The sequence below is a fragment of the Streptomyces sp. NBC_01276 genome (assembly GCF_041435355.1).
GTDB lineage: Bacteria > Actinomycetota > Actinomycetes > Streptomycetales > Streptomycetaceae > Streptomyces.
Map to the genome: position 1 here is coordinate 3,608,635 of NZ_CP108442.1, position 21,017 is coordinate 3,629,651.

Annotated in this window: 8 protein-coding genes, 6 rRNA genes and 1 pseudogene; 4 read left to right on the forward strand and 11 right to left on the reverse strand. The window is 64.3% G+C overall.

Translation table 11 applies throughout. The annotated features are described in order from the left end of the window. Entirely contained in the window at positions 1-1,650 is a 1,650-nt protein-coding gene (locus tag OG295_RS15855; protein ID WP_371677468.1) for a type VI secretion protein, read from the forward strand. A 7-nt stretch (positions 1,651-1,657) separates the two neighbouring features. Here OG295_RS15855 and OG295_RS15860 read toward each other — a convergent pair whose 3' ends face one another. Next, positions 1,658-2,215, reverse strand: a complete 558-nt coding sequence (locus OG295_RS15860) for a GNAT family N-acetyltransferase (protein ID WP_371677469.1) — start codon at positions 2,213-2,215, stop codon at positions 1,658-1,660. Between the two features lie 49 nt (positions 2,216-2,264). On the opposite strand from OG295_RS15860, the gene OG295_RS15865 reads away from it, so the two are divergent. Further along, complete coding sequence (locus tag OG295_RS15865) at positions 2,265-3,122, forward strand: DUF3626 domain-containing protein (protein WP_371677470.1); 858 nt, start codon at positions 2,265-2,267, stop codon at positions 3,120-3,122. Positions 3,123-3,183: 61 nt separating this feature from the next. Here OG295_RS15865 and rrf (OG295_RS15870) read toward each other — a convergent pair. From rrf (OG295_RS15870) to OG295_RS15880, 3 genes are all read right to left on the reverse strand, one after another. Then, positions 3,184-3,300, reverse strand: a 5S ribosomal RNA gene (rrf, locus tag OG295_RS15870). A gap of 74 nt (positions 3,301-3,374) precedes the next feature. Beyond that, positions 3,375-6,497 (reverse strand): 23S ribosomal RNA (locus tag OG295_RS15875). A 284-nt stretch (positions 6,498-6,781) separates the two neighbouring features. After that, positions 6,782-8,306, reverse strand: a 16S ribosomal RNA gene (locus OG295_RS15880). Together the 16S, 23S and 5S rRNA genes form the textbook arrangement of a ribosomal RNA operon. A gap of 1,161 nt (positions 8,307-9,467) precedes the next feature. On the opposite strand from OG295_RS15880, the pseudogene OG295_RS15885 reads away from it, so the two are divergent. Further along, positions 9,468-9,912, forward strand: a pseudogene (locus OG295_RS15885) (hypothetical protein). A gap of 322 nt (positions 9,913-10,234) precedes the next feature. Here OG295_RS15885 and OG295_RS15890 read toward each other — a convergent pair. From OG295_RS15890 to OG295_RS15915, 6 genes are all read right to left on the reverse strand, one after another. Continuing rightward, positions 10,235-10,612, reverse strand: a complete 378-nt coding sequence (locus OG295_RS15890; protein ID WP_371677471.1) for a hypothetical protein — start codon at positions 10,610-10,612, stop codon at positions 10,235-10,237. Positions 10,613-10,706: 94 nt separating this feature from the next. Next, positions 10,707-11,090 (reverse strand): hypothetical protein, encoded by a 384-nt coding sequence (locus tag OG295_RS15895; RefSeq protein ID WP_371677472.1) that lies wholly within the window; start codon positions 11,088-11,090, stop codon positions 10,707-10,709. 407 nt (positions 11,091-11,497) lie between these two features. After that, positions 11,498-11,614, reverse strand: a 5S ribosomal RNA gene (rrf, locus tag OG295_RS15900). Positions 11,615-11,688: 74 nt separating this feature from the next. Beyond that, positions 11,689-14,811 (reverse strand): 23S ribosomal RNA (locus OG295_RS15905). Positions 14,812-15,095: 284 nt separating this feature from the next. Then, positions 15,096-16,620 (reverse strand): 16S ribosomal RNA (locus tag OG295_RS15910). Positions 16,621-17,184: 564 nt separating this feature from the next. After that, positions 17,185-17,721 (reverse strand): MarR family transcriptional regulator, encoded by a 537-nt coding sequence (locus tag OG295_RS15915; protein ID WP_266840575.1) that lies wholly within the window; start codon positions 17,719-17,721, stop codon positions 17,185-17,187. A gap of 125 nt (positions 17,722-17,846) precedes the next feature. On the opposite strand from OG295_RS15915, the gene OG295_RS15920 reads away from it, so the two are divergent. Then, positions 17,847-19,148: an MFS transporter gene (locus OG295_RS15920; RefSeq protein WP_371677473.1), complete on the forward strand. Its 1,302-nt coding sequence runs from the start codon at positions 17,847-17,849 to the stop codon at positions 19,146-19,148. A 65-nt stretch (positions 19,149-19,213) separates the two neighbouring features. Here OG295_RS15920 and OG295_RS15925 read toward each other — a convergent pair whose 3' ends face one another. Then, positions 19,214-20,944, reverse strand: a complete 1,731-nt coding sequence (locus tag OG295_RS15925; RefSeq protein ID WP_371681208.1) for a SpoIIE family protein phosphatase — start codon at positions 20,942-20,944, stop codon at positions 19,214-19,216. Positions 20,945-21,017 lie beyond the last annotated feature (73 nt).

Sequence of the window (21,017 nt, forward strand, 5' to 3'; positions counted from 1 at the left end):
ATGCCCGATGCCAGACGTACGGAGCCCCCGGCGCGAGCCGGCGGCATCCCCGACGGAGTCCTGGTCGGCCTCCTGGCCTTCCTCCTCGGCCTGGCCGTCCTGGTCTGGTCGGCCACCGGCCTGGCCGCCCTCTTCTCGAAGGGCGCCTGGCCGTCCACGGTCACCTTCACCCGCACCCCGGGGGCCGTCCGCGCCCTGATAGCGCAACCCCACGACATCGCGGCGGCCTGGCCCGACACCGCCCCGGCGGCGCTGTCCGGGTGGGGCCTGTTCTGGGGCCTGTTCATCAGCCAGCTGCTCGTGATGCTGGTCCTCACGATCTTCACCATGGGCGTGGTGGCCCGCACCAGGGCCCGCCGCCACACCCCGACCCCCACCACCGCGGCACCCCGGCACCCCGACCTCAAGACCCAGGCCCACGCCCCGGCTCCTGCCCAGGCACAGGCACAGGCACAGGCACAGGCACAGGCTGCAGCGTCGGCCCCGGAGCCGGATCCGATCCCAACCCAGGGGCCCGCACCCACCCCCGTGCCCGAGGCCCCCGTGCCCGAGGCCCCCGTGCCGGGGGCCGCCGTGCCCAAGGCCGCCGTGCCCGAGGCCGTCGTCACGCCGACCACGCCCCGCCCCGCCCCCGTCGACGAGGCCTACCGCTACGGCTACGGCTACGCCCCGAGGCCCCCGGCCCCGGCCCCGGCCGCCCACCTCGCTACACCCACCGCACCCACCCCGCACACCACCCCCGCCCGCCTCACCTACGCCACCCCCACGGAACGCCACCGCCTCGCCGCGCAGGCCGTCGCCTCCGCCGAAGGCGCCGTCCTCGTCGTCACCTCGTCCCCCGCCCTGTGGTCGGACACCAAGGACGCGCGGGCGAAACTCGGACCGGTCCTGCTCTACGACCCCTCGCACCTGTGCGACACCCCGGCCCGCATGCACTGGAACCCCGCCGAGGGCTGCGCCGACCGCGACACCGCCGCCGCACGCGCGATCGCCCTGCTGGCCCCCGTACGCCCCCAGGCCCGCCTGGACGCGGCCGTCGCCGACACCGCCGAGACCCTCCTGCGCAGCTGGCTCCAGGCCGCCGCCCTCGACGACCGCCCCTTCAAGCAGCTGCACCGCTGGGCCCAGGGCAACTCCGCCCAGGACCCCGTCCGCATCCTGCGCACCCACCTCCAGGCGGCCCCCGGCGCGGCCGGCGAACTCGAAAGCGCCCTCACCGGGCACCCCGAACGCCGCGAACAGGCCCAGTACCTCACCGCCCGGGCCCTCTCCTGCCTGACCTCGATCCACATCCGCGAGGCCTGCACCCCGAACCGCACGGATGCCCTCACCCTCGCATCGTTCCTCGCCGAAGGGGGCAGCCTGTACGTGGTGGGCGAACCCCTCGAAGACCCCCGGACCCACCCGGGTGCGATGCCGCTGCTGACCGCACTCGCCTCCAGCGTGGTCGAGCACGGCCGGCGCGTGGCCGTACGGTCATCCGCCGGTCGGCTCGACCCACCACTGACCCTGGTCCTGGAGGACGTCGCGGCCGTGGCGCCCGTACCCCAGCTCCCGGAACTGCTGACGGACGAGACGCTCCCGCTCCTCGCCCTGTGCCGCAGCCGCGAACAGGCACGGGCCCACTGGCCCCACGCCGACCTCCCCTGAACCGCCGCTACGCCCGCCGCGCGACCCCGTACTCCAGTTCCCGCGCGCCGGAATCCCCGGGCACCGGTACGGTCCGCCCGCTCGCCTCGAACCCGTAGCGCCGGTAGAACGCCCCGGCCCGCGCGTTCTCCTCGTGCACGAAGAGCCGTACGCGGGCCAGCTCGGGCCCCTCCAACGACCAGGCCCACTCCAGCGCGGCCGTGAACAGGGCCTCGGTCAGCCCGGTCCCGCGCTGCTCCTCCCGTACGAAGACCCCCACCAGATGCCCCTGCGAGGCCTCGACGGGGTTCCCGAAGAAGTCGGTCGTCCCGCCCTCCTCGACCAGCACGGTGACGGAGCCGTCCCATCGCCCGTCGGCCGCCTCGGCGACGAACTGCCGGGCGGCCCGCCCGCTCGCCGCCCCCGCGACCCGCCCCTGCCAGAACTCGTCGGGCCGGGCCTGCGCGTCCTCCAGCGTGTCCAGGAAGGCCACCGGAGCCGCCGGATCCCGCAATGCGGCGATCCGCAGCTCCTTGGCCTTCTCCCACTCATCGGCCTGCACCGTACGTATCACATGCTGCTCCATGGCCGGATCCTAACCACCCGCCCCCACCGCTCTGTTGCAGACTGCACCCATGCACCGACCGCACCCACCTCACCCACCGCACGCCGAACCCCACACCCGCGCGATCGCGCACGTCACCGCGCTCGCCTCGGGTCCCACCCTGGACCCGACGCTCCCGGTCACCCTGAACTTCCACCCTGACCGCTTCCTGAACGACCGTCCGGTGCTCACCGCCCTGGCCGAAGACGGCGTGTACCGCTCCCAGTTCGTCACGGGCACCAGCAACGGCGGACTCACGGCCCACCCCGGCGGAGCGCGCTGGCAGTGGGAGAGCCGGATATTCGGCGGCGCCTACGACACCGCGCCGGCCGAGGCCCGCCCGGTGTACGGCGCCCTCAACTTCCGCCGCTCCGAGGCCGGCGCCGCCCCCCGCTTCGGCTCGGCCCACTTCCGCCTCGCCCCGGAAACCCTGTCCCGGACCACCTTCTGCTACCCGGACAGCTATCTGGAGCCGGAGTCCTTCGGGGTCGCCGACCGCATGGCCCTGATCGCCCTGGCCGAAGCCGACGACCAGGACGCCCTGGACGACTACATCGAAGCCCAGGTGCACACCCCGGTCCGGCTCGACCGCGACGTCTCCGCTCTCGTACTGGACCCCAGCTACCGTGACACGGAGATCGAGGCGGCAGCGGCGGCCCTCCCCTGCCCCACGGAATGGCATCCGGGCTTCCGCCTCACCGTGACGGAACTGCGGCGGCACCCCGAGTACCGCGGCCAGGAATTCGTCGACCTCGGCGGATCCATCGCGGTGGCCGGCGTCCTGACCCCCCGCATCCTCGGCGAGGCGGCCCGTACCGGCGACCACGACGAGCAGGCCCTGAAGCGCGTCTGGCATTACCTGGCCCGCTTCGGCCTCTGCCGGAATTGAATCGGCCCGTAAACGCAGAAAAGCCCCGCACCATAAGGTGCGGGGCTTTCCCACAATGATTGTTCGGCGGCGTCCTACTCTCCCACAGGGTCCCCCCTGCAGTACCATCGGCGCTGAAAGGCTTAGCTTCCGGGTTCGGAATGTAACCGGGCGTTTCCCTAACGCTATGACCACCGAAACACTATGAAGTTGACCAACCGGGCATGGACACGGTTCGTTACTTCAGAACTAACACAGTGGACGCGAGCAACTGAGGACAAGCCCTCGGCCTATTAGTACCAGTCAGCTCCACCCGTTACCGGGCTTCCACATCTGGCCTATCAACCCAGTCGTCTACTGGGAGCCTTACCCTCTCAAGGAGGTGGGAATACTCATCTTGAAGCAGGCTTCCCGCTTAGATGCTTTCAGCGGTTATCCCTCCCGAACGTAGCCAACCAGCCATGCCCTTGGCAGGACAACTGGCACACCAGAGGTTCGTCCGTCCCGGTCCTCTCGTACTAGGGACAGCCCTTCTCAATATTCCTACGCGCACAGCGGATAGGGACCGAACTGTCTCACGACGTTCTAAACCCAGCTCGCGTACCGCTTTAATGGGCGAACAGCCCAACCCTTGGGACCGACTCCAGCCCCAGGATGCGACGAGCCGACATCGAGGTGCCAAACCATCCCGTCGATATGGACTCTTGGGGAAGATCAGCCTGTTATCCCCGGGGTACCTTTTATCCGTTGAGCGACGGCGCTTCCACAAGCCACCGCCGGATCACTAGTCCCGACTTTCGTCCCTGCTCGACCCGTCGGTCTCACAGTCAAGCTCCCTTGTGCACTTACACTCAACACCTGATTGCCAACCAGGCTGAGGGAACCTTTGGGCGCCTCCGTTACCCTTTGGGAGGCAACCGCCCCAGTTAAACTACCCATCAGACACTGTCCCTGATCCGGATCACGGACCGAGGTTAGACATCCAGCACGACCAGAGTGGTATTTCAACGGCGACTCCACCATGACTGGCGTCACGGCTTCAAAGTCTCCCACCTATCCTACACAAGCCGAACCGAACACCAATATCAAACTGTAGTAAAGGTCCCGGGGTCTTTCCGTCCTGCTGCGCGAAACGAGCATCTTTACTCGTAGTGCAATTTCACCGGGCCTATGGTTGAGACAGTCGAGAAGTCGTTACGCCATTCGTGCAGGTCGGAACTTACCCGACAAGGAATTTCGCTACCTTAGGATGGTTATAGTTACCACCGCCGTTTACTGGCGCTTAAGTTCTCAGCTTCGCAACCCCGAAAGGTCACTAACCGGTCCCCTTAACGTTCCAGCACCGGGCAGGCGTCAGTCCGTATACATCGCCTTACGGCTTCGCACGGACCTGTGTTTTTAGTAAACAGTCGCTTCTCGCTGGTCTCTGCGGCCACCCCCAGCTCACGGAGCAAGTCCGATCACCAGTGATGGCCCCCCTTCTCCCGAAGTTACGGGGGCATTTTGCCGAGTTCCTTAACCATAGTTCACCCGAACGCCTCGGTATTCTCTACCTGACCACCTGAGTCGGTTTAGGGTACGGGCCGCCATGAAACTCGCTAGAGGCTTTTCTCGACAGCATAGGATCATCCACTTCACCACAATCGGCTCGGCATCAGGTCTCAGCCTTAATGAGGGACGGATTTGCCTACCCCTCGGCCTACACCCTTACCCCGGGACAACCACCGCCCGGGCTGGACTACCTTCCTGCGTCACCCCATCGCTTACCTACTACAAGTCTGGTTCGTCGGCTCCACCACTTTCCTTTCCCCGAAGGGTCCGGAACGGCTTCACGGACTTAGCATCGCCTGATTCGATATTGGGCGTTTCAAAGCGGGTACCGGAATATCAACCGGTTGTCCATCGACTACGCCTGTCGGCCTCGCCTTAGGTCCCGACTTACCCTGGGCAGATCAGCTTGACCCAGGAACCCTTAGTCAATCGGCGCACACGTTTCTCACGTGTGTATCGCTACTCATGCCTGCATTCTCACTCGTGAACCGTCCACAACTAGCTTCCGCTGCTGCTTCACCCGGCACACGACGCTCCCCTACCCATCACAGCGGGCGTTGGCCCTATTGCTGCAATGACACGACTTCGGCGGTACGCTTGAGCCCCGCTACATTGTCGGCGCGGAATCACTTGACCAGTGAGCTATTACGCACTCTTTCAAGGGTGGCTGCTTCTAAGCCAACCTCCTGGTTGTCTCTGCGACTCCACATCCTTTCCCACTTAGCGTACGCTTAGGGGCCTTAGTCGATGCTCTGGGCTGTTTCCCTCTCGACCATGGAGCTTATCCCCCACAGTCTCACTGCCGTGCTCTCACTTACCGGCATTCGGAGTTTGGCTAAGGTCAGTAACCCGGTAGGGCCCATCGCCTATCCAGTGCTCTACCTCCGGCAAGAAACACACGACGCTGCACCTAAATGCATTTCGGGGAGAACCAGCTATCACGGAGTTTGATTGGCCTTTCACCCCTAACCACAGGTCATCCCCCAGGTTTTCAACCCTGGTGGGTTCGGTCCTCCACGAAGTCTTACCTCCGCTTCAACCTGCCCATGGCTAGATCACTCCGCTTCGGGTCTAGAGCGTGCAACTCAATCGCCCTATTCGGACTCGCTTTCGCTACGGCTTCCCCACACGGGTTAACCTCGCTACACACCGCTAACTCGCAGGCTCATTCTTCAAAAGGCACGCAGTCACGACCCATTGGGTAAACCCAATGAGCGACGCTCCCACGGCTTGTAGGCACACGGTTTCAGGTACTATTTCACTCCGCTCCCGCGGTACTTTTCACCATTCCCTCACGGTACTATCCGCTATCGGTCACCAGGGAATATTTAGGCTTAGCGGGTGGTCCCGCCAGATTCACACGGGATTTCTCGGGCCCCGTGCTACTTGGGAGATTCTTAAGTAAGCCGCTGATGTTTCGTCTACGGGGGTCTTACCCTCTACGCCGGACCTTTCGCATGTCCTTCGACTACATCAACGGTTTCTGACTCGCCGACCGGCCGGCAGACCGATCAAAAGAATTCCCACAACCCCGTATGCGCAACCCCTGCCGGGTATCACACGCATACGGTTTGGCCTCATCCGGTTTCGCTCGCCACTACTCCCGGAATCACGGTTGTTTTCTCTTCCTGAGGGTACTGAGATGTTTCACTTCCCCTCGTTCCCTCCACATGCCCTATGTGTTCAGGCATGGGTGACAGCCCATGACGACTGCCGGGTTTCCCCATTCGGACACCCCCGGATCAAAGCTCAGTTGGCAGCTCCCCGGGGCCTATCGCGGCCTCTCACGTCCTTCATCGGTTCCTGGTGCCAAGGCATCCACCGTGCGCCCTTAAAAACTTGGCCACAGATGCTCGCGTCCACTGTGTAGTTCTCAAGCAACGACCAGCCACCCATCACCCTCATCCCTAAGGACCAGGTTCACTGGGGCCGGCATCGCGAAGATAAGACCTTACGGCCGTACCCTCAGATACCCAACAACGTGCCAGGCACGATCCCCTCGACTATCACTGTTTTCCACGCCGAAGCAGTACTTACAGGATGTTCTGGAAACCGTGCCAAATAATCAACGTTCCACCCATGAGCAACCGTGCGATTCATTCGATCGCAGTCGGCTATATGCTCCTTAGAAAGGAGGTGATCCAGCCGCACCTTCCGGTACGGCTACCTTGTTACGACTTCGTCCCAATCGCCAGTCCCACCTTCGACAGCTCCCTCCCTTACGGGTTGGGCCACCGGCTTCGGGTGTTACCGACTTTCGTGACGTGACGGGCGGTGTGTACAAGGCCCGGGAACGTATTCACCGCAGCAATGCTGATCTGCGATTACTAGCGACTCCGACTTCATGGGGTCGAGTTGCAGACCCCAATCCGAACTGAGACCGGCTTTTTGAGATTCGCTCCACCTCACGGTATCGCAGCTCATTGTACCGGCCATTGTAGCACGTGTGCAGCCCAAGACATAAGGGGCATGATGACTTGACGTCGTCCCCACCTTCCTCCGAGTTGACCCCGGCGGTCTCCTGTGAGTCCCCATCACCCCGAAGGGCATGCTGGCAACACAGGACAAGGGTTGCGCTCGTTGCGGGACTTAACCCAACATCTCACGACACGAGCTGACGACAGCCATGCACCACCTGTATACCGACCACAAGGGGGGCACTATCTCTAATGCTTTCCGGTATATGTCAAGCCTTGGTAAGGTTCTTCGCGTTGCGTCGAATTAAGCCACATGCTCCGCCGCTTGTGCGGGCCCCCGTCAATTCCTTTGAGTTTTAGCCTTGCGGCCGTACTCCCCAGGCGGGGAACTTAATGCGTTAGCTGCGGCACCGACGACGTGGAATGTCGCCAACACCTAGTTCCCAACGTTTACGGCGTGGACTACCAGGGTATCTAATCCTGTTCGCTCCCCACGCTTTCGCTCCTCAGCGTCAGTAATGGCCCAGAGATCCGCCTTCGCCACCGGTGTTCCTCCTGATATCTGCGCATTTCACCGCTACACCAGGAATTCCGATCTCCCCTACCACACTCTAGCTAGCCCGTATCGAATGCAGACCCGAGGTTAAGCCTCGGGCTTTCACATCCGACGTGACAAGCCGCCTACGAGCTCTTTACGCCCAATAATTCCGGACAACGCTTGCGCCCTACGTATTACCGCGGCTGCTGGCACGTAGTTAGCCGGCGCTTCTTCTGCAGGTACCGTCACTTTCGCTTCTTCCCTGCTGAAAGAGGTTTACAACCCGAAGGCCGTCATCCCTCACGCGGCGTCGCTGCATCAGGCTTTCGCCCATTGTGCAATATTCCCCACTGCTGCCTCCCGTAGGAGTCTGGGCCGTGTCTCAGTCCCAGTGTGGCCGGTCGCCCTCTCAGGCCGGCTACCCGTCGTCGCCTTGGTGGGCCATTACCCCACCAACAAGCTGATAGGCCGCGGGCTCATCCTTCACCGCCGGAGCTTTTAACCCCCGCCCATGCGGGCAGGAGTGTTATCCGGTATTAGACCCCGTTTCCAGGGCTTGTCCCAGAGTGAAGGGCAGATTGCCCACGTGTTACTCACCCGTTCGCCACTAATCCACCCCGAAGGGCTTCATCGTTCGACTTGCATGTGTTAAGCACGCCGCCAGCGTTCGTCCTGAGCCAGGATCAAACTCTCCATGAATGTTTACCCGTAATCGGGTCAACACACACTTAGAGCGGGCACGTCATGTCGGAATATGACCGACGCGCCACAACGTCCTCGCTGTGTTTGGTTGCCTGCAAGCATCACCCGAAGGCGACCTCACAGGTCTTTTTCAAAGGAACCTCATCCACCGAAGTGGACGGGGTATCAACTTCTGGCGTTGATTTTTGGCACGCTGTTGAGTTCTCAAGGAACGGACGCTTCCTTTGTACTCACCCTCTCGGGCTTTCCTCCGGGCTTTCGTTCTGTTCTTGCGTTTCCGACTCTATCAGACTCTTTCGTGTCCGATTTTCCTCGGTGCTTTCGAGGTTCTGCGCTTTCGCGCTTTCCCTTTCCGGCGGTTCCGACTCTATCAGAAGTTTTCCACCGGATTTCCCGGCTTCAGATTCCGAATGAAGAATCGAGTGCACCCGACAGGTGTTTGATGCCTTGTTGGGTGGGAGTCGCCGAACCTGTCCGGTTCGAGGCAACCGTTTGACTCTACAACCCTGCCTGTGGGGTGTCAAAACGGCGGGCGAGGGGTAGCGGGTGCCCTCGTCTGCACACGTGCCGGGCAGTCACCGTGCCTGTGGTCGCTCCACGGAACGGAGCGGTACTTCAGGTGCGCCGCGAGGACGATCCGCCCGCCCGTACCGCCGAGGCCAGGCCGGTGACCTGCCCGTGCTCGAACACCGCGTGCCGAGCCGCCAGGGGCCCGGGGACCAGGGGAAGGGCCGCGGCGTGTCTGAGCGGACCGGATACCGGCGCCGAAGCCGGCAACGCGCCCGGTGCCCGAACGCCCTCGGCGGCCGCGCCCGCACCCTCCAGCGGTCGACGAGCCGGTTACCGGCGGCGAACCCGTCGATTTCCCGGGCCGATCTCGGTAACCCGTCCCGGGCCCACCCCCGGCAGCACCACCGGCTGGGTAGCGGCAGTCGACGACCCGGCCGTCTCGGCCGCCCTCCACGCAGCCCACTGGGATCCGGCAGCGACCTGGACCGTCACGACACCCGCCGCAGAGGCGGGCGACCGGCCCCCGGTGCCTACCGGCGGAGTAGCTGAACCTGCCGCCGGAACCCTGATCGAACAGCGGCTCGGCGCCGGCCCGGCATGCCGATCGGTGACCCTCCCCCACCCGCGCAGGACGATGAGGAACACCCCATGACCACCTCTCACGCCGACCCCGACCCGACCCTGGCCGCCATCGGCCAGGCCGTCACCGGAAGCCGGGCCGGTGACATTCCCTCCGCCCGCCGGAAGCTCCTGGCCCTGTGGTCCACGATCGGCGTGACCGGCGACCCCCTGCACCGCTGCTCCCTCGCGCACGACCTCGCAGACCTCTACGAAGACCCCGCCCAACCCCTGGCCTGGGACATCCGGGCCCTGGACGCCGCCGACGCGGTGACCGAGCCACCCGCCCAGAAACACCACGCCGGTCTGCACAGCGCCGGCTTCCATCCCTCCCCGCACCTGAACCTCGCCGACGACTGCCGCCGGCTCGGGCTCCTACGGTGACCTGGTTCGCGGCGCCATCAAGGAGGTCGCCGCAGCCATCGCCGCGCAGGACCGCACACGACGGGCATCCGTACCCGGCTCCCCTGCATGACGCACACCCTTCCCCACCCCCAGCCGAGGGACGGGCCGGACCCGCCTGGCCGTCGCGGGGCCCGCGCGGGCGTCTTCAGAGGAGGTGTGCAGCCAGGTCAGCTCCAGATCGCGGGCGGTCAAGCCGACGGCCTCGCAGAGCCGGTCCGCTTCGGATCCGGGAGGCGGTTCGCCGGCGAGGACAGTGCCGCCGCTGCCGCCTACGGACGAGCCCCGAAGGCGGCCCGAAGGTGGGAAGACCGGCGGAGCAGAGCGATGCCCAGCTCCCGGCACAGAAGGTGCCCCGACCGGCCGGCCTCGCTTCGGCCCCGGCGGCGAACTCCTCACGAGCCCGCCGCGGATCTTCGGGTAGCGGTCCCAGACCGAACAGCGGCCGGGCGTAACGGAGTTGTGCGGTGGGGTACGAGCGCGGGGGCGGACGGCCGAAGCACGTCGATCGCCTCCTCGATCGCCTCCTCGGCCGCCGCAGAACCGTCCAGCCCCCACGAGAACCGGTCCACCAGGACCTCGGCCCGCTCCCCGCCGCCGCGTCCGTCGGCAGGGCCGCGAGTCGCCTCGAGGTCGGAAGCGTCAACGGTGACGACCCGAGCGAGCCGCGCCGGGAGATGTTCCGCCAGCACCGGATCACCGAGCCGGCCGACCAGCGGCTCGCCGTGATCCGCGTCGACGGCCGCGATGGCCCGGGGCCTGCGCACCTGCACGTCGCCCCGAATGGTGAATACGCCCTGAGCCGGCTCGGCCGCGGTTGCTCCGCTGCGAGTCCACCCACTGACGGGGCCGTCCTGGTCCCCGGCTTCAGGGACAGCGACCCACCACCACGTCGTGGGGCCACGCGTCGTGCTCGATGAAGTGCTCCACGGCCCGGCAGGCCACGGGGAAGGGGACGGTCTCCCTGTCGGAGTACGTGTCGATCTGCCCGTTGGACAGCAAGTATCCGCCCGAGACGCCCTCGGCCCGCGGATCGACCAGGTGCTCCCCGGGATCGCCCTCTCCGTCCACCAGGGCGACCATCGCGCGCTCGCCGTTGGTGACCACGGACAGCAGGCGGCCCCGGCCGTCGTCGAACCACGTCTCCTGGCTCGCCCAGTCCAGCCTGCGTACGAGCAACGACCGGGCTTCCGCACCGGAGTAGCCGTCAGAGGCAGAGCCCAGCAGACGCCAGCGATGAGACATGGTCATGGGATTCTCCGGATCCTCCGGTCCTGGGTGCCCCGTGCCTGACCGGAGACAGGCTGATGGTCCCACCCGAACTGCCGGCGGTCGGTGCCCGGTGGAAATCGAGTACCCACAGCGGATACGGCCTGCAAGGCTCTCAGGGCGACTGAGACGACCCCTTACGACGGCGACCGTGCCGGATTCACCCGCCAGGCACTGGCACGCCTGCTCCTCTGCGATCACGCCGTGGACGTCGCCGACGGCGCCGCCGGCCTGGTCGCCACCGAGAACGACCCTGACACCGGTCCCGGGGGCCGGGTCGGAACATTGGGATCGATGCCGTGAGCGCCCGCCTGGAGCGAACGGACTGACCGGCCCGTAAACGCAGAAAAGCCCCGCACCATAAGGTGCGGGGCTTTCCCACAATGATTGTTCGGCGGCGTCCTACTCTCCCACAGGGTCCCCCCTGCAGTACCATCGGCGCTGAAAGGCTTAGCTTCCGGGTTCGGAATGTAACCGGGCGTTTCCCTAACGCTATGACCACCGAAACACTATGAAGTTGACCAACCGGGCATGGACACGGTTCGTTACTTCAGAACTAACACAGTGGACGCGAGCAACTGAGGACAAGCCCTCGGCCTATTAGTACCAGTCAGCTCCACCCGTTACCGGGCTTCCACATCTGGCCTATCAACCCAGTCGTCTACTGGGAGCCTTACCCTCTCAAGGAGGTGGGAATACTCATCTTGAAGCAGGCTTCCCGCTTAGATGCTTTCAGCGGTTATCCCTCCCGAACGTAGCCAACCAGCCATGCCCTTGGCAGGACAACTGGCACACCAGAGGTTCGTCCGTCCCGGTCCTCTCGTACTAGGGACAGCCCTTCTCAATATTCCTACGCGCACAGCGGATAGGGACCGAACTGTCTCACGACGTTCTAAACCCAGCTCGCGTACCGCTTTAATGGGCGAACAGCCCAACCCTTGGGACCGACTCCAGCCCCAGGATGCGACGAGCCGACATCGAGGTGCCAAACCATCCCGTCGATATGGACTCTTGGGGAAGATCAGCCTGTTATCCCCGGGGTACCTTTTATCCGTTGAGCGACGGCGCTTCCACAAGCCACCGCCGGATCACTAGTCCCGACTTTCGTCCCTGCTCGACCCGTCGGTCTCACAGTCAAGCTCCCTTGTGCACTTACACTCAACACCTGATTGCCAACCAGGCTGAGGGAACCTTTGGGCGCCTCCGTTACCCTTTGGGAGGCAACCGCCCCAGTTAAACTACCCATCAGACACTGTCCCTGATCCGGATCACGGACCGAGGTTAGACATCCAGCACGACCAGAGTGGTATTTCAACGGCGACTCCACCATGACTGGCGTCACGGCTTCAAAGTCTCCCACCTATCCTACACAAGCCGAACCGAACACCAATATCAAACTGTAGTAAAGGTCCCGGGGTCTTTCCGTCCTGCTGCGCGAAACGAGCATCTTTACTCGTAGTGCAATTTCACCGGGCCTATGGTTGAGACAGTCGAGAAGTCGTTACGCCATTCGTGCAGGTCGGAACTTACCCGACAAGGAATTTCGCTACCTTAGGATGGTTATAGTTACCACCGCCGTTTACTGGCGCTTAAGTTCTCAGCTTCGCAACCCCGAAAGGTCACTAACCGGTCCCCTTAACGTTCCAGCACCGGGCAGGCGTCAGTCCGTATACATCGCCTTACGGCTTCGCACGGACCTGTGTTTTTAGTAAACAGTCGCTTCTCGCTGGTCTCTGCGGCCACCCCCAGCTCACGGAGCAAGTCCGATCACCAGTGATGGCCCCCCTTCTCCCGAAGTTACGGGGGCATTTTGCCGAGTTCCTTAACCATAGTTCACCCGAACGCCTCGGTATTCTCTACCTGACCACCTGAGTCGGTTTAGGGTACGGGCCGCCATGAAACTCGCTAGAGGCTTTTCTCGACAGCATAGGATCATCCACTTCACCACAATCGGCTCGGCATCAGGTCTCAGCCTTAATGAGGGACGGATTTGCCTACCCCTCGGCCTACACCCTTACCCCGGGACAACCACCGCCCGGGCTGGACTACCTTCCTGCGTCACCCCATCGCTTACCTACTACAAGTCTGGTTCGTCGGCTCCACCACTTTCCTTTCCCCGAAGGGTCCGGAACGGCTTCACGGACTTAGCATCGCCTGATTCGATATTGGGCGTTTCAAAGCGGGTACCGGAATATCAACCGGTTGTCCATCGACTACGCCTGTCGGCCTCGCCTTAGGTCCCGACTTACCCTGGGCAGATCAGCTTGACCCAGGAACCCTTAGTCAATCGGCGCACACGTTTCTCACGTGTGTATCGCTACTCATGCCTGCATTCTCACTCGTGAACCGTCCACAACTAGCTTCCGCTGCTGCTTCACCCGGCACACGACGCTCCCCTACCCATCACAGCGGGCGTTGGCCCTATTGCTGCAATGACACGACTTCGGCGGTACGCTTGAGCCCCGCTACATTGTCGGCGCGGAATCACTTGACCAGTGAGCTATTACGCACTCTTTCAAGGGTGGCTGCTTCTAAGCCAACCTCCTGGTTGTCTCTGCGACTCCACATCCTTTCCCACTTAGCGTACGCTTAGGGGCCTTAGTCGATGCTCTGGGCTGTTTCCCTCTCGACCATGGAGCTTATCCCCCACAGTCTCACTGCCGTGCTCTCACTTACCGGCATTCGGAGTTTGGCTAAGGTCAGTAACCCGGTAGGGCCCATCGCCTATCCAGTGCTCTACCTCCGGCAAGAAACACACGACGCTGCACCTAAATGCATTTCGGGGAGAACCAGCTATCACGGAGTTTGATTGGCCTTTCACCCCTAACCACAGGTCATCCCCCAGGTTTTCAACCCTGGTGGGTTCGGTCCTCCACGAAGTCTTACCTCCGCTTCAACCTGCCCATGGCTAGATCACTCCGCTTCGGGTCTAGAGCGTGCAACTCAATCGCCCTATTCGGACTCGCTTTCGCTACGGCTTCCCCACACGGGTTAACCTCGCTACACACCGCTAACTCGCAGGCTCATTCTTCAAAAGGCACGCAGTCACGACTGTATGTGCAAGCACATACAGCGACGCTCCCACGGCTTGTAGGCACACGGTTTCAGGTACTATTTCACTCCGCTCCCGCGGTACTTTTCACCATTCCCTCACGGTACTATCCGCTATCGGTCACCAGGGAATATTTAGGCTTAGCGGGTGGTCCCGCCAGATTCACACGGGATTTCTCGGGCCCCGTGCTACTTGGGAGATTCTTAAGCAAGCCGCTGATGTTTCGTCTACGGGGGTCTTACCCTCTACGCCGGACCTTTCGCATGTCCTTCGACTACATCAACGGTTTCTGACTCGCCGACCGGCCGGCAGACCGATCAAAAGAATTCCCACAACCCCGTATGCGCAACCCCTGCCGGGTATCACACGCATACGGTTTGGCCTCATCCGGTTTCGCTCGCCACTACTCCCGGAATCACGGTTGTTTTCTCTTCCTGAGGGTACTGAGATGTTTCACTTCCCCTCGTTCCCTCCACATGCCCTATGTGTTCAGGCATGGGTGACAGCCCATGACGACTGCCGGGTTTCCCCATTCGGACACCCCCGGATCAAAGCTCAGTTGGCAGCTCCCCGGGGCCTATCGCGGCCTCTCACGTCCTTCATCGGTTCCTGGTGCCAAGGCATCCACCGTGCGCCCTTAAAAACTTGGCCACAGATGCTCGCGTCCACTGTGTAGTTCTCAAGCAACGACCAGCCACCCATCACCCTCATCCCTAAGGACCAGGTTCACTGGGGCCGGCATCGCGAAGATAAGACCTTACGGCCGTACCCTCAGATACCCAACAACGTGCCAGGCACGATCCCCTCGACTATCACTGTTTTCCACGCCGAAGCAGTACTTACAGGATGTTCTGGAAACCGTGCCAAATAATCAACGTTCCACCCATGAGCAACCGTGCGATTCATTCGATCGCAGTCGGCTATATGCTCCTTAGAAAGGAGGTGATCCAGCCGCACCTTCCGGTACGGCTACCTTGTTACGACTTCGTCCCAATCGCCAGTCCCACCTTCGACAGCTCCCTCCCTTACGGGTTGGGCCACCGGCTTCGGGTGTTACCGACTTTCGTGACGTGACGGGCGGTGTGTACAAGGCCCGGGAACGTATTCACCGCAGCAATGCTGATCTGCGATTACTAGCGACTCCGACTTCATGGGGTCGAGTTGCAGACCCCAATCCGAACTGAGACCGGCTTTTTGAGATTCGCTCCACCTCACGGTATCGCAGCTCATTGTACCGGCCATTGTAGCACGTGTGCAGCCCAAGACATAAGGGGCATGATGACTTGACGTCGTCCCCACCTTCCTCCGAGTTGACCCCGGCGGTCTCCTGTGAGTCCCCATCACCCCGAAGGGCATGCTGGCAACACAGGACAAGGGTTGCGCTCGTTGCGGGACTTAACCCAACATCTCACGACACGAGCTGACGACAGCCATGCACCACCTGTATACCGACCACAAGGGGGGCACTATCTCTAATGCTTTCCGGTATATGTCAAGCCTTGGTAAGGTTCTTCGCGTTGCGTCGAATTAAGCCACATGCTCCGCCGCTTGTGCGGGCCCCCGTCAATTCCTTTGAGTTTTAGCCTTGCGGCCGTACTCCCCAGGCGGGGAACTTAATGCGTTAGCTGCGGCACCGACGACGTGGAATGTCGCCAACACCTAGTTCCCAACGTTTACGGCGTGGACTACCAGGGTATCTAATCCTGTTCGCTCCCCACGCTTTCGCTCCTCAGCGTCAGTAATGGCCCAGAGATCCGCCTTCGCCACCGGTGTTCCTCCTGATATCTGCGCATTTCACCGCTACACCAGGAATTCCGATCTCCCCTACCACACTCTAGCTAGCCCGTATCGAATGCAGACCCGAGGTTAAGCCTCGGGCTTTCACATCCGACGTGACAAGCCGCCTACGAGCTCTTTACGCCCAATAATTCCGGACAACGCTTGCGCCCTACGTATTACCGCGGCTGCTGGCACGTAGTTAGCCGGCGCTTCTTCTGCAGGTACCGTCACTTTCGCTTCTTCCCTGCTGAAAGAGGTTTACAACCCGAAGGCCGTCATCCCTCACGCGGCGTCGCTGCATCAGGCTTTCGCCCATTGTGCAATATTCCCCACTGCTGCCTCCCGTAGGAGTCTGGGCCGTGTCTCAGTCCCAGTGTGGCCGGTCGCCCTCTCAGGCCGGCTACCCGTCGTCGCCTTGGTGGGCCATTACCCCACCAACAAGCTGATAGGCCGCGGGCTCATCCTTCACCGCCGGAGCTTTTAACCCCCGCCCATGCGGGCAGGAGTGTTATCCGGTATTAGACCCCGTTTCCAGGGCTTGTCCCAGAGTGAAGGGCAGATTGCCCACGTGTTACTCACCCGTTCGCCACTAATCCACCCCGAAGGGCTTCATCGTTCGACTTGCATGTGTTAAGCACGCCGCCAGCGTTCGTCCTGAGCCAGGATCAAACTCTCCATGAATGTTTACCCGTAATCGGGTCAACACACACTTAGAGCGGGCACGTCATGTCGGAATATGACCGACGCGCCACAACGTCCTCGCTGTGTTTGGTTGCCTGCAAGCATCACCCGAAGGCGACCTCACAGGTCTTTTTCAAAGGAACCTCATCCACCGAAGTGGACGGGGTATCAACTTCTGGCGTTGATTTTTGGCACGCTGTTGAGTTCTCAAGGAACGGACGCTTCCTTTGTACTCACCCTCTCGGGCTTTCCTCCGGGCTTTCGTTCTGTTGTTCTTGCGTTTCCGACTCTATCAGATCCTTTCGGGCCTGACCCCCAGTCAGCGGGGTTTGTCTTCCGGGCTGTTGGGCCCTTCCGACTCCTGAACTCTAGCGGATTTCCCCGGCAACCGATAATCGGGCCTTCGGAAATGAATTCGGGCACGCCGAATTCGTTCCCAGTGGGAGATCGTGCTGAGTTGGGTGCCGCAACGAGGCGGCGGGATTCGTTGACGCCAGAACCTTCCGGCTCTGGGACAACTCGAAGAACCTTACGGATCAGCGAGGGCGGTGTCAACCCGGGCGGTCAGGCCCGGGACTGGAGGTCTTCGACGCGGTCCAGGAGCCGGGTGAGCATGTCGCCCAGGACTCCGCGTTCCGCCGTCGACAGGTCCTGGAGGAGGTCCTCCTCGAAGACCGTGGCCGCGCGCATCGCGTCGAGCCACTTGCTGCGGCCCTCGTCCGTCAGCTCCACGATCACCCGGACGCGGTTGGACTCGTCCCGCTCGCGGGTCACCAGTCCCTCCGACGTCATCCGGTCGATCCGGTGGGTCATCGCCGCCGGCGTGAGGCCCAGCTGCTTCGCGAGTTCGCTCGGGCCCATCCGGTAGGGGGCCCCGGAGATGACGAGGGCCTTCAGGACCTCCCACTCCGCGTTGCTGATGCCCAGGGCCGCCGTCTGGCGCCCGTACGCGACGTTCATGCGGCGGTTCAGGCGGCTCAGGGCCGAGACGACCTTCTCGACCTGGGGGTCGAGGTCCTGGAATTCGCGCTGGTAGACGGCGATCTGCTCGTCGAGGCTCGGCTCGTGGACGGGCGTGGCGCCGTCGGGGGTGTCACCCATGGGTCGAAGTATCGCACGAACCCGTTGGCGTCTAACTCCTTCGATGTGTAGAGTTAAGGGTCGAACTTTAGGGATGAAGTCTTCAGGCTTCAGTTATCAAAGGCAGGTGAGAAGTGACCAGGGTGATGGGCGCTGCGATGCGGCGGATCCAGGCCGGGAACGCGCTGACCGCGTTCGGTATCGGCTTCACGGTTCCGTTCCTCTACATCTACGTGGCGCAGGTGCGAGGTCTGGGCTCCATGGCCGCCACGAGCGCGTTCGTGGCGTTCGCCCTGGGTGCTCTCGTCGCGCTGCCCTTCACCGGTCGGGTCATCGACCGACGTGGTCCGGTGCCCGTGGTCATGGGTGCGGCCGTGGCCGCCTCGGTGGGCGCGCTGTCGCTCGGGCTGTCGACCGGGATCGTGCCGATCCTGCTGTCGGCGCTGGCGCTGGGTGCCGGGCAGGCCGTGATGCAGCCGGCGCTGGCCACGATGATCGTGTGGTGCTCGACGCCGTCCACCCGGACGCGGTCCTTCGCCATGCAGTTCTTCATGCAGAACCTGGGTCTGGGCATCGGCGGTCTCGTCGGCGGTCAGATCGTCGACGAGAGCCGGCCCGGCAGCTTCACGCTGCTCTTCGGCATCGAGGCCGTGATGTTCCTGGTGCTGGCCGCGGTGATCGCCACCGTGCGGATGCCCCAGGTGGCGGGCCTCAAGGACGCCATGCCGAAGAAGGACGGGGCGCAGGCGGGCGGCGGCTGGAAGCGGATGCTGCAGCACAAGGCGATGGTGCAGCTGTGCGTGCTGGGCTTCGTGCTGTTCTTCGCCTGCTACGGGCAGTTCGAGTCGGGTCTGGCCGCCTTCGGGACCGAGGCCGCGGGGATCACCCCGTCCACCCTCGGGTTCGCGCTCGCCGCCAACACCGGTGCGATCGTCGTGGCGCAGTTCGTGGTGCTGCGGCTGGTGGAGAAGCGGCGTCGGTCGCGGGTCATCGCGCTGGTCGGGCTGATCTGGACGGTCGCCTGGGTGATCGCCGGGTTCTCGGGAATGGGGCACGGCAGCGCGGTCATGGCCGCGGGCGCGTTCGTGACGACGTACGCCCTCTTCGGGATCGGGGAGGCGATGCTGTCGCCGACGCTGGCGCCGCTGGTGGCCGATCTGGCTCCGGAGGGTTCGGTCGGGCAGTACAACTCCGCCTTCGCCCTGGTGAAGCAGATGGCGCTGGCGCTCGGGCCGCTGGGCGTGCCGCTGGGGGCCGGGGTCCCGATGCTCTACATCGGGGTGTTCGTGGCGGTCTCGCTGGGCATCGCCTGGCTGGCGCTGCGGCTGGGCGGGCAGCTGAGCCCGGTGCAGGACAACCCGTCGCTGTCGCGGGTCGTGGCGCAGGGCGGGCCGGTGGTCGGCGCGGTACCCGCGGCCGTCGTCGCTGTGGAGCCCGCGCACGTGTAGTCGTACGTATGTATGGGTGTGGAAAAGGCCCCGGTCCTTTGGACCGGGGCCTTTTCCGTGTGCGGCTACTTGTCGGGGAGGGCGAACTCGCACCAGACGGCCTTGCCGCCGCCCGGGGTGCGGCGGGTGCCCCAGGACGAGGCGATGGTGGCGATGATCGAGATGCCGCGGCCGGTCTCGTCGGCCGGTTCGGCGCGGCGGCGGCGCGGGAGGTGGTCGTCCCCGTCGGTGACCTCGATGATCAGGCGGCGGTCGGTGCGGCGCAGGCGCAGGCGCATGGGCGGGGTGCCGTGCTGGAGGGAGTTCGCGACGAGCTCGCTCGCGGCGAGGACACCGAGGTCGCAGAGCTCGGCCGGGAACCGCCAGGAGGCGAGGACGCCCTGGGCGAAGGCGCGGGCGCGGGGGGCTGCTTCGACTCCGCCGAGGAGTTCGAGGGCCGCGTTGTGGAAGAGCTCGGCGTCGGCGCCGGTGCGGGCGGGCTGCTGGAGGACCATGACGGCGACGTCGTCGTCGTGGTCCGCGTCCACGCCGAGGGCGCGCATCAGGCGGTCGCAGATGATCGCCGGGGTGCCCTGGGCGCCGGAGAGGGCGCGTTCGAGGGCGGCGACGCCTTCGTCGATGTCCTCGCCGCGGCGTTCGACCAGGCCGTCGGTGTAGAGGACGGCGGTGGAGCCGGGGCCCAGCGCGATGGTCCCCGAGCTGTGGAGCCAGCCGCCGGTGCCGAGCGGGGGGCCGGTGGGGTCGGCGGCGCGGCGGACGGTGCCGTCCTCGTCGCGGACGAGGATGGGGAGGTGGCCGGCGGAGGCGTAGGCGAGGAGGCCTTCGTTGGGGTCGTGGACGGCGTAGACGCAGGTGGCGATCTGGCTGGCGTCGATCTCGGCGGCGAGGCCGTCGAGGAGTTGCAGGACCTCGTGGGGCGGGAGGTCGAGGCGGGCGTACGCGCGGACCGCCGTGCGGAGCTGGCCCATGACGGCCGCGGCGCGCACCCCGCGGCCCATGACGTCGCCGATGACGAGGGCGGTGCGGCCGGCGCCGAGGGTGATGACGTCGTACCAGTCGCCGCCGACGGCCGCTTCGGTGCCGCCGGGCTGGTAGGTGGCGGCGACGCGGAGGTCGTCGGGCTGCTCCAGTTCCTGGGGGAGGAGGGAGCGCTGGAGGGTGACGGCGGCCTCGCGCTGGCGGCGTTCGCTGGCGCGGAGGCGGTCGACGGCCTCGGCGTGGTCGGTGACGTCGGCGAGGTGGACCAGGATCCCGCTGTGGTGGGGGTCGGGTTCGCCGTCGGTGGCGGCCTTGGGGAACTCCACGGGGGTGCAGGTGACGGTGTAGGAGCTGCCGCCGCCGGGGGCGGTGCGGTTCTTGGCCGTACGGGGCTTGCCGCTGCGCTGGACCTGGTCGAGGAGCGGGAGCAGGCCGAGGTCGCCGAGCTCGGGCAGGGCCTCGTGGGCCGGGGCGCCGGTGGGCCTGGGGCCGAAGCCGGCGGTGTAGGCGTCGTTGAGGTAGGCGACGCGGTGCTCGGGGCCGTGGACGAGGGCCACGAGGGCCGGGAGCAGGCCCAGGACCTCCCGTACGGAGAGCTCGTCGAGGGCCGGTACGGCGGGGAGCGGTGCCGTGCCGGTGCCGCGGACGGTGGGGTCGGCCGGGCTGCCGTCGGGGGGCGGGGCGGGGTGGGCGGCCGCGCCGCGTGCTGCCGGGACGGAGCCTTCACCCCGTTTGGCCTGGGCTGCGGCGTGCTCGTTCCGGGCGGCGGCGCGGCGCTGCGTTCCGGGAAACCGGGCGCTCCAGCGCGTGAAGTTCACTGCGTTCAAGCCTCTTGGTGTCGCAAGTGGTCGCTGTGTCGCTCGTGGTCGGTCGCTGGACGGTGAGGTCACT

What these genes read in the sequence shown, in the direction of transcription:
- OG295_RS15920 (WP_371677473.1), top strand. Translation starts at nt 17,847, where the DNA reads ATGGGCGCTGCGATGCGGCGGATCCAGGCCGGGAACGCGCTGACCGCG.
- OG295_RS15895 (WP_371677472.1), bottom strand. Translation starts at nt 11,090, where the DNA reads ATGACCATGTCTCATCGCTGGCGTCTGCTGGGCTCTGCCTCTGACGGC.
- OG295_RS15855 (WP_371677468.1), top strand. Translation starts at nt 1, where the DNA reads ATGCCCGATGCCAGACGTACGGAGCCCCCGGCGCGAGCCGGCGGCATC.
- OG295_RS15860 (WP_371677469.1), bottom strand. Translation starts at nt 2,215, where the DNA reads ATGGAGCAGCATGTGATACGTACGGTGCAGGCCGATGAGTGGGAGAAG.
- OG295_RS15865 (WP_371677470.1), top strand. Translation starts at nt 2,265, where the DNA reads ATGCACCGACCGCACCCACCTCACCCACCGCACGCCGAACCCCACACC.
- OG295_RS15915 (WP_266840575.1), bottom strand. Translation starts at nt 17,721, where the DNA reads ATGGGTGACACCCCCGACGGCGCCACGCCCGTCCACGAGCCGAGCCTC.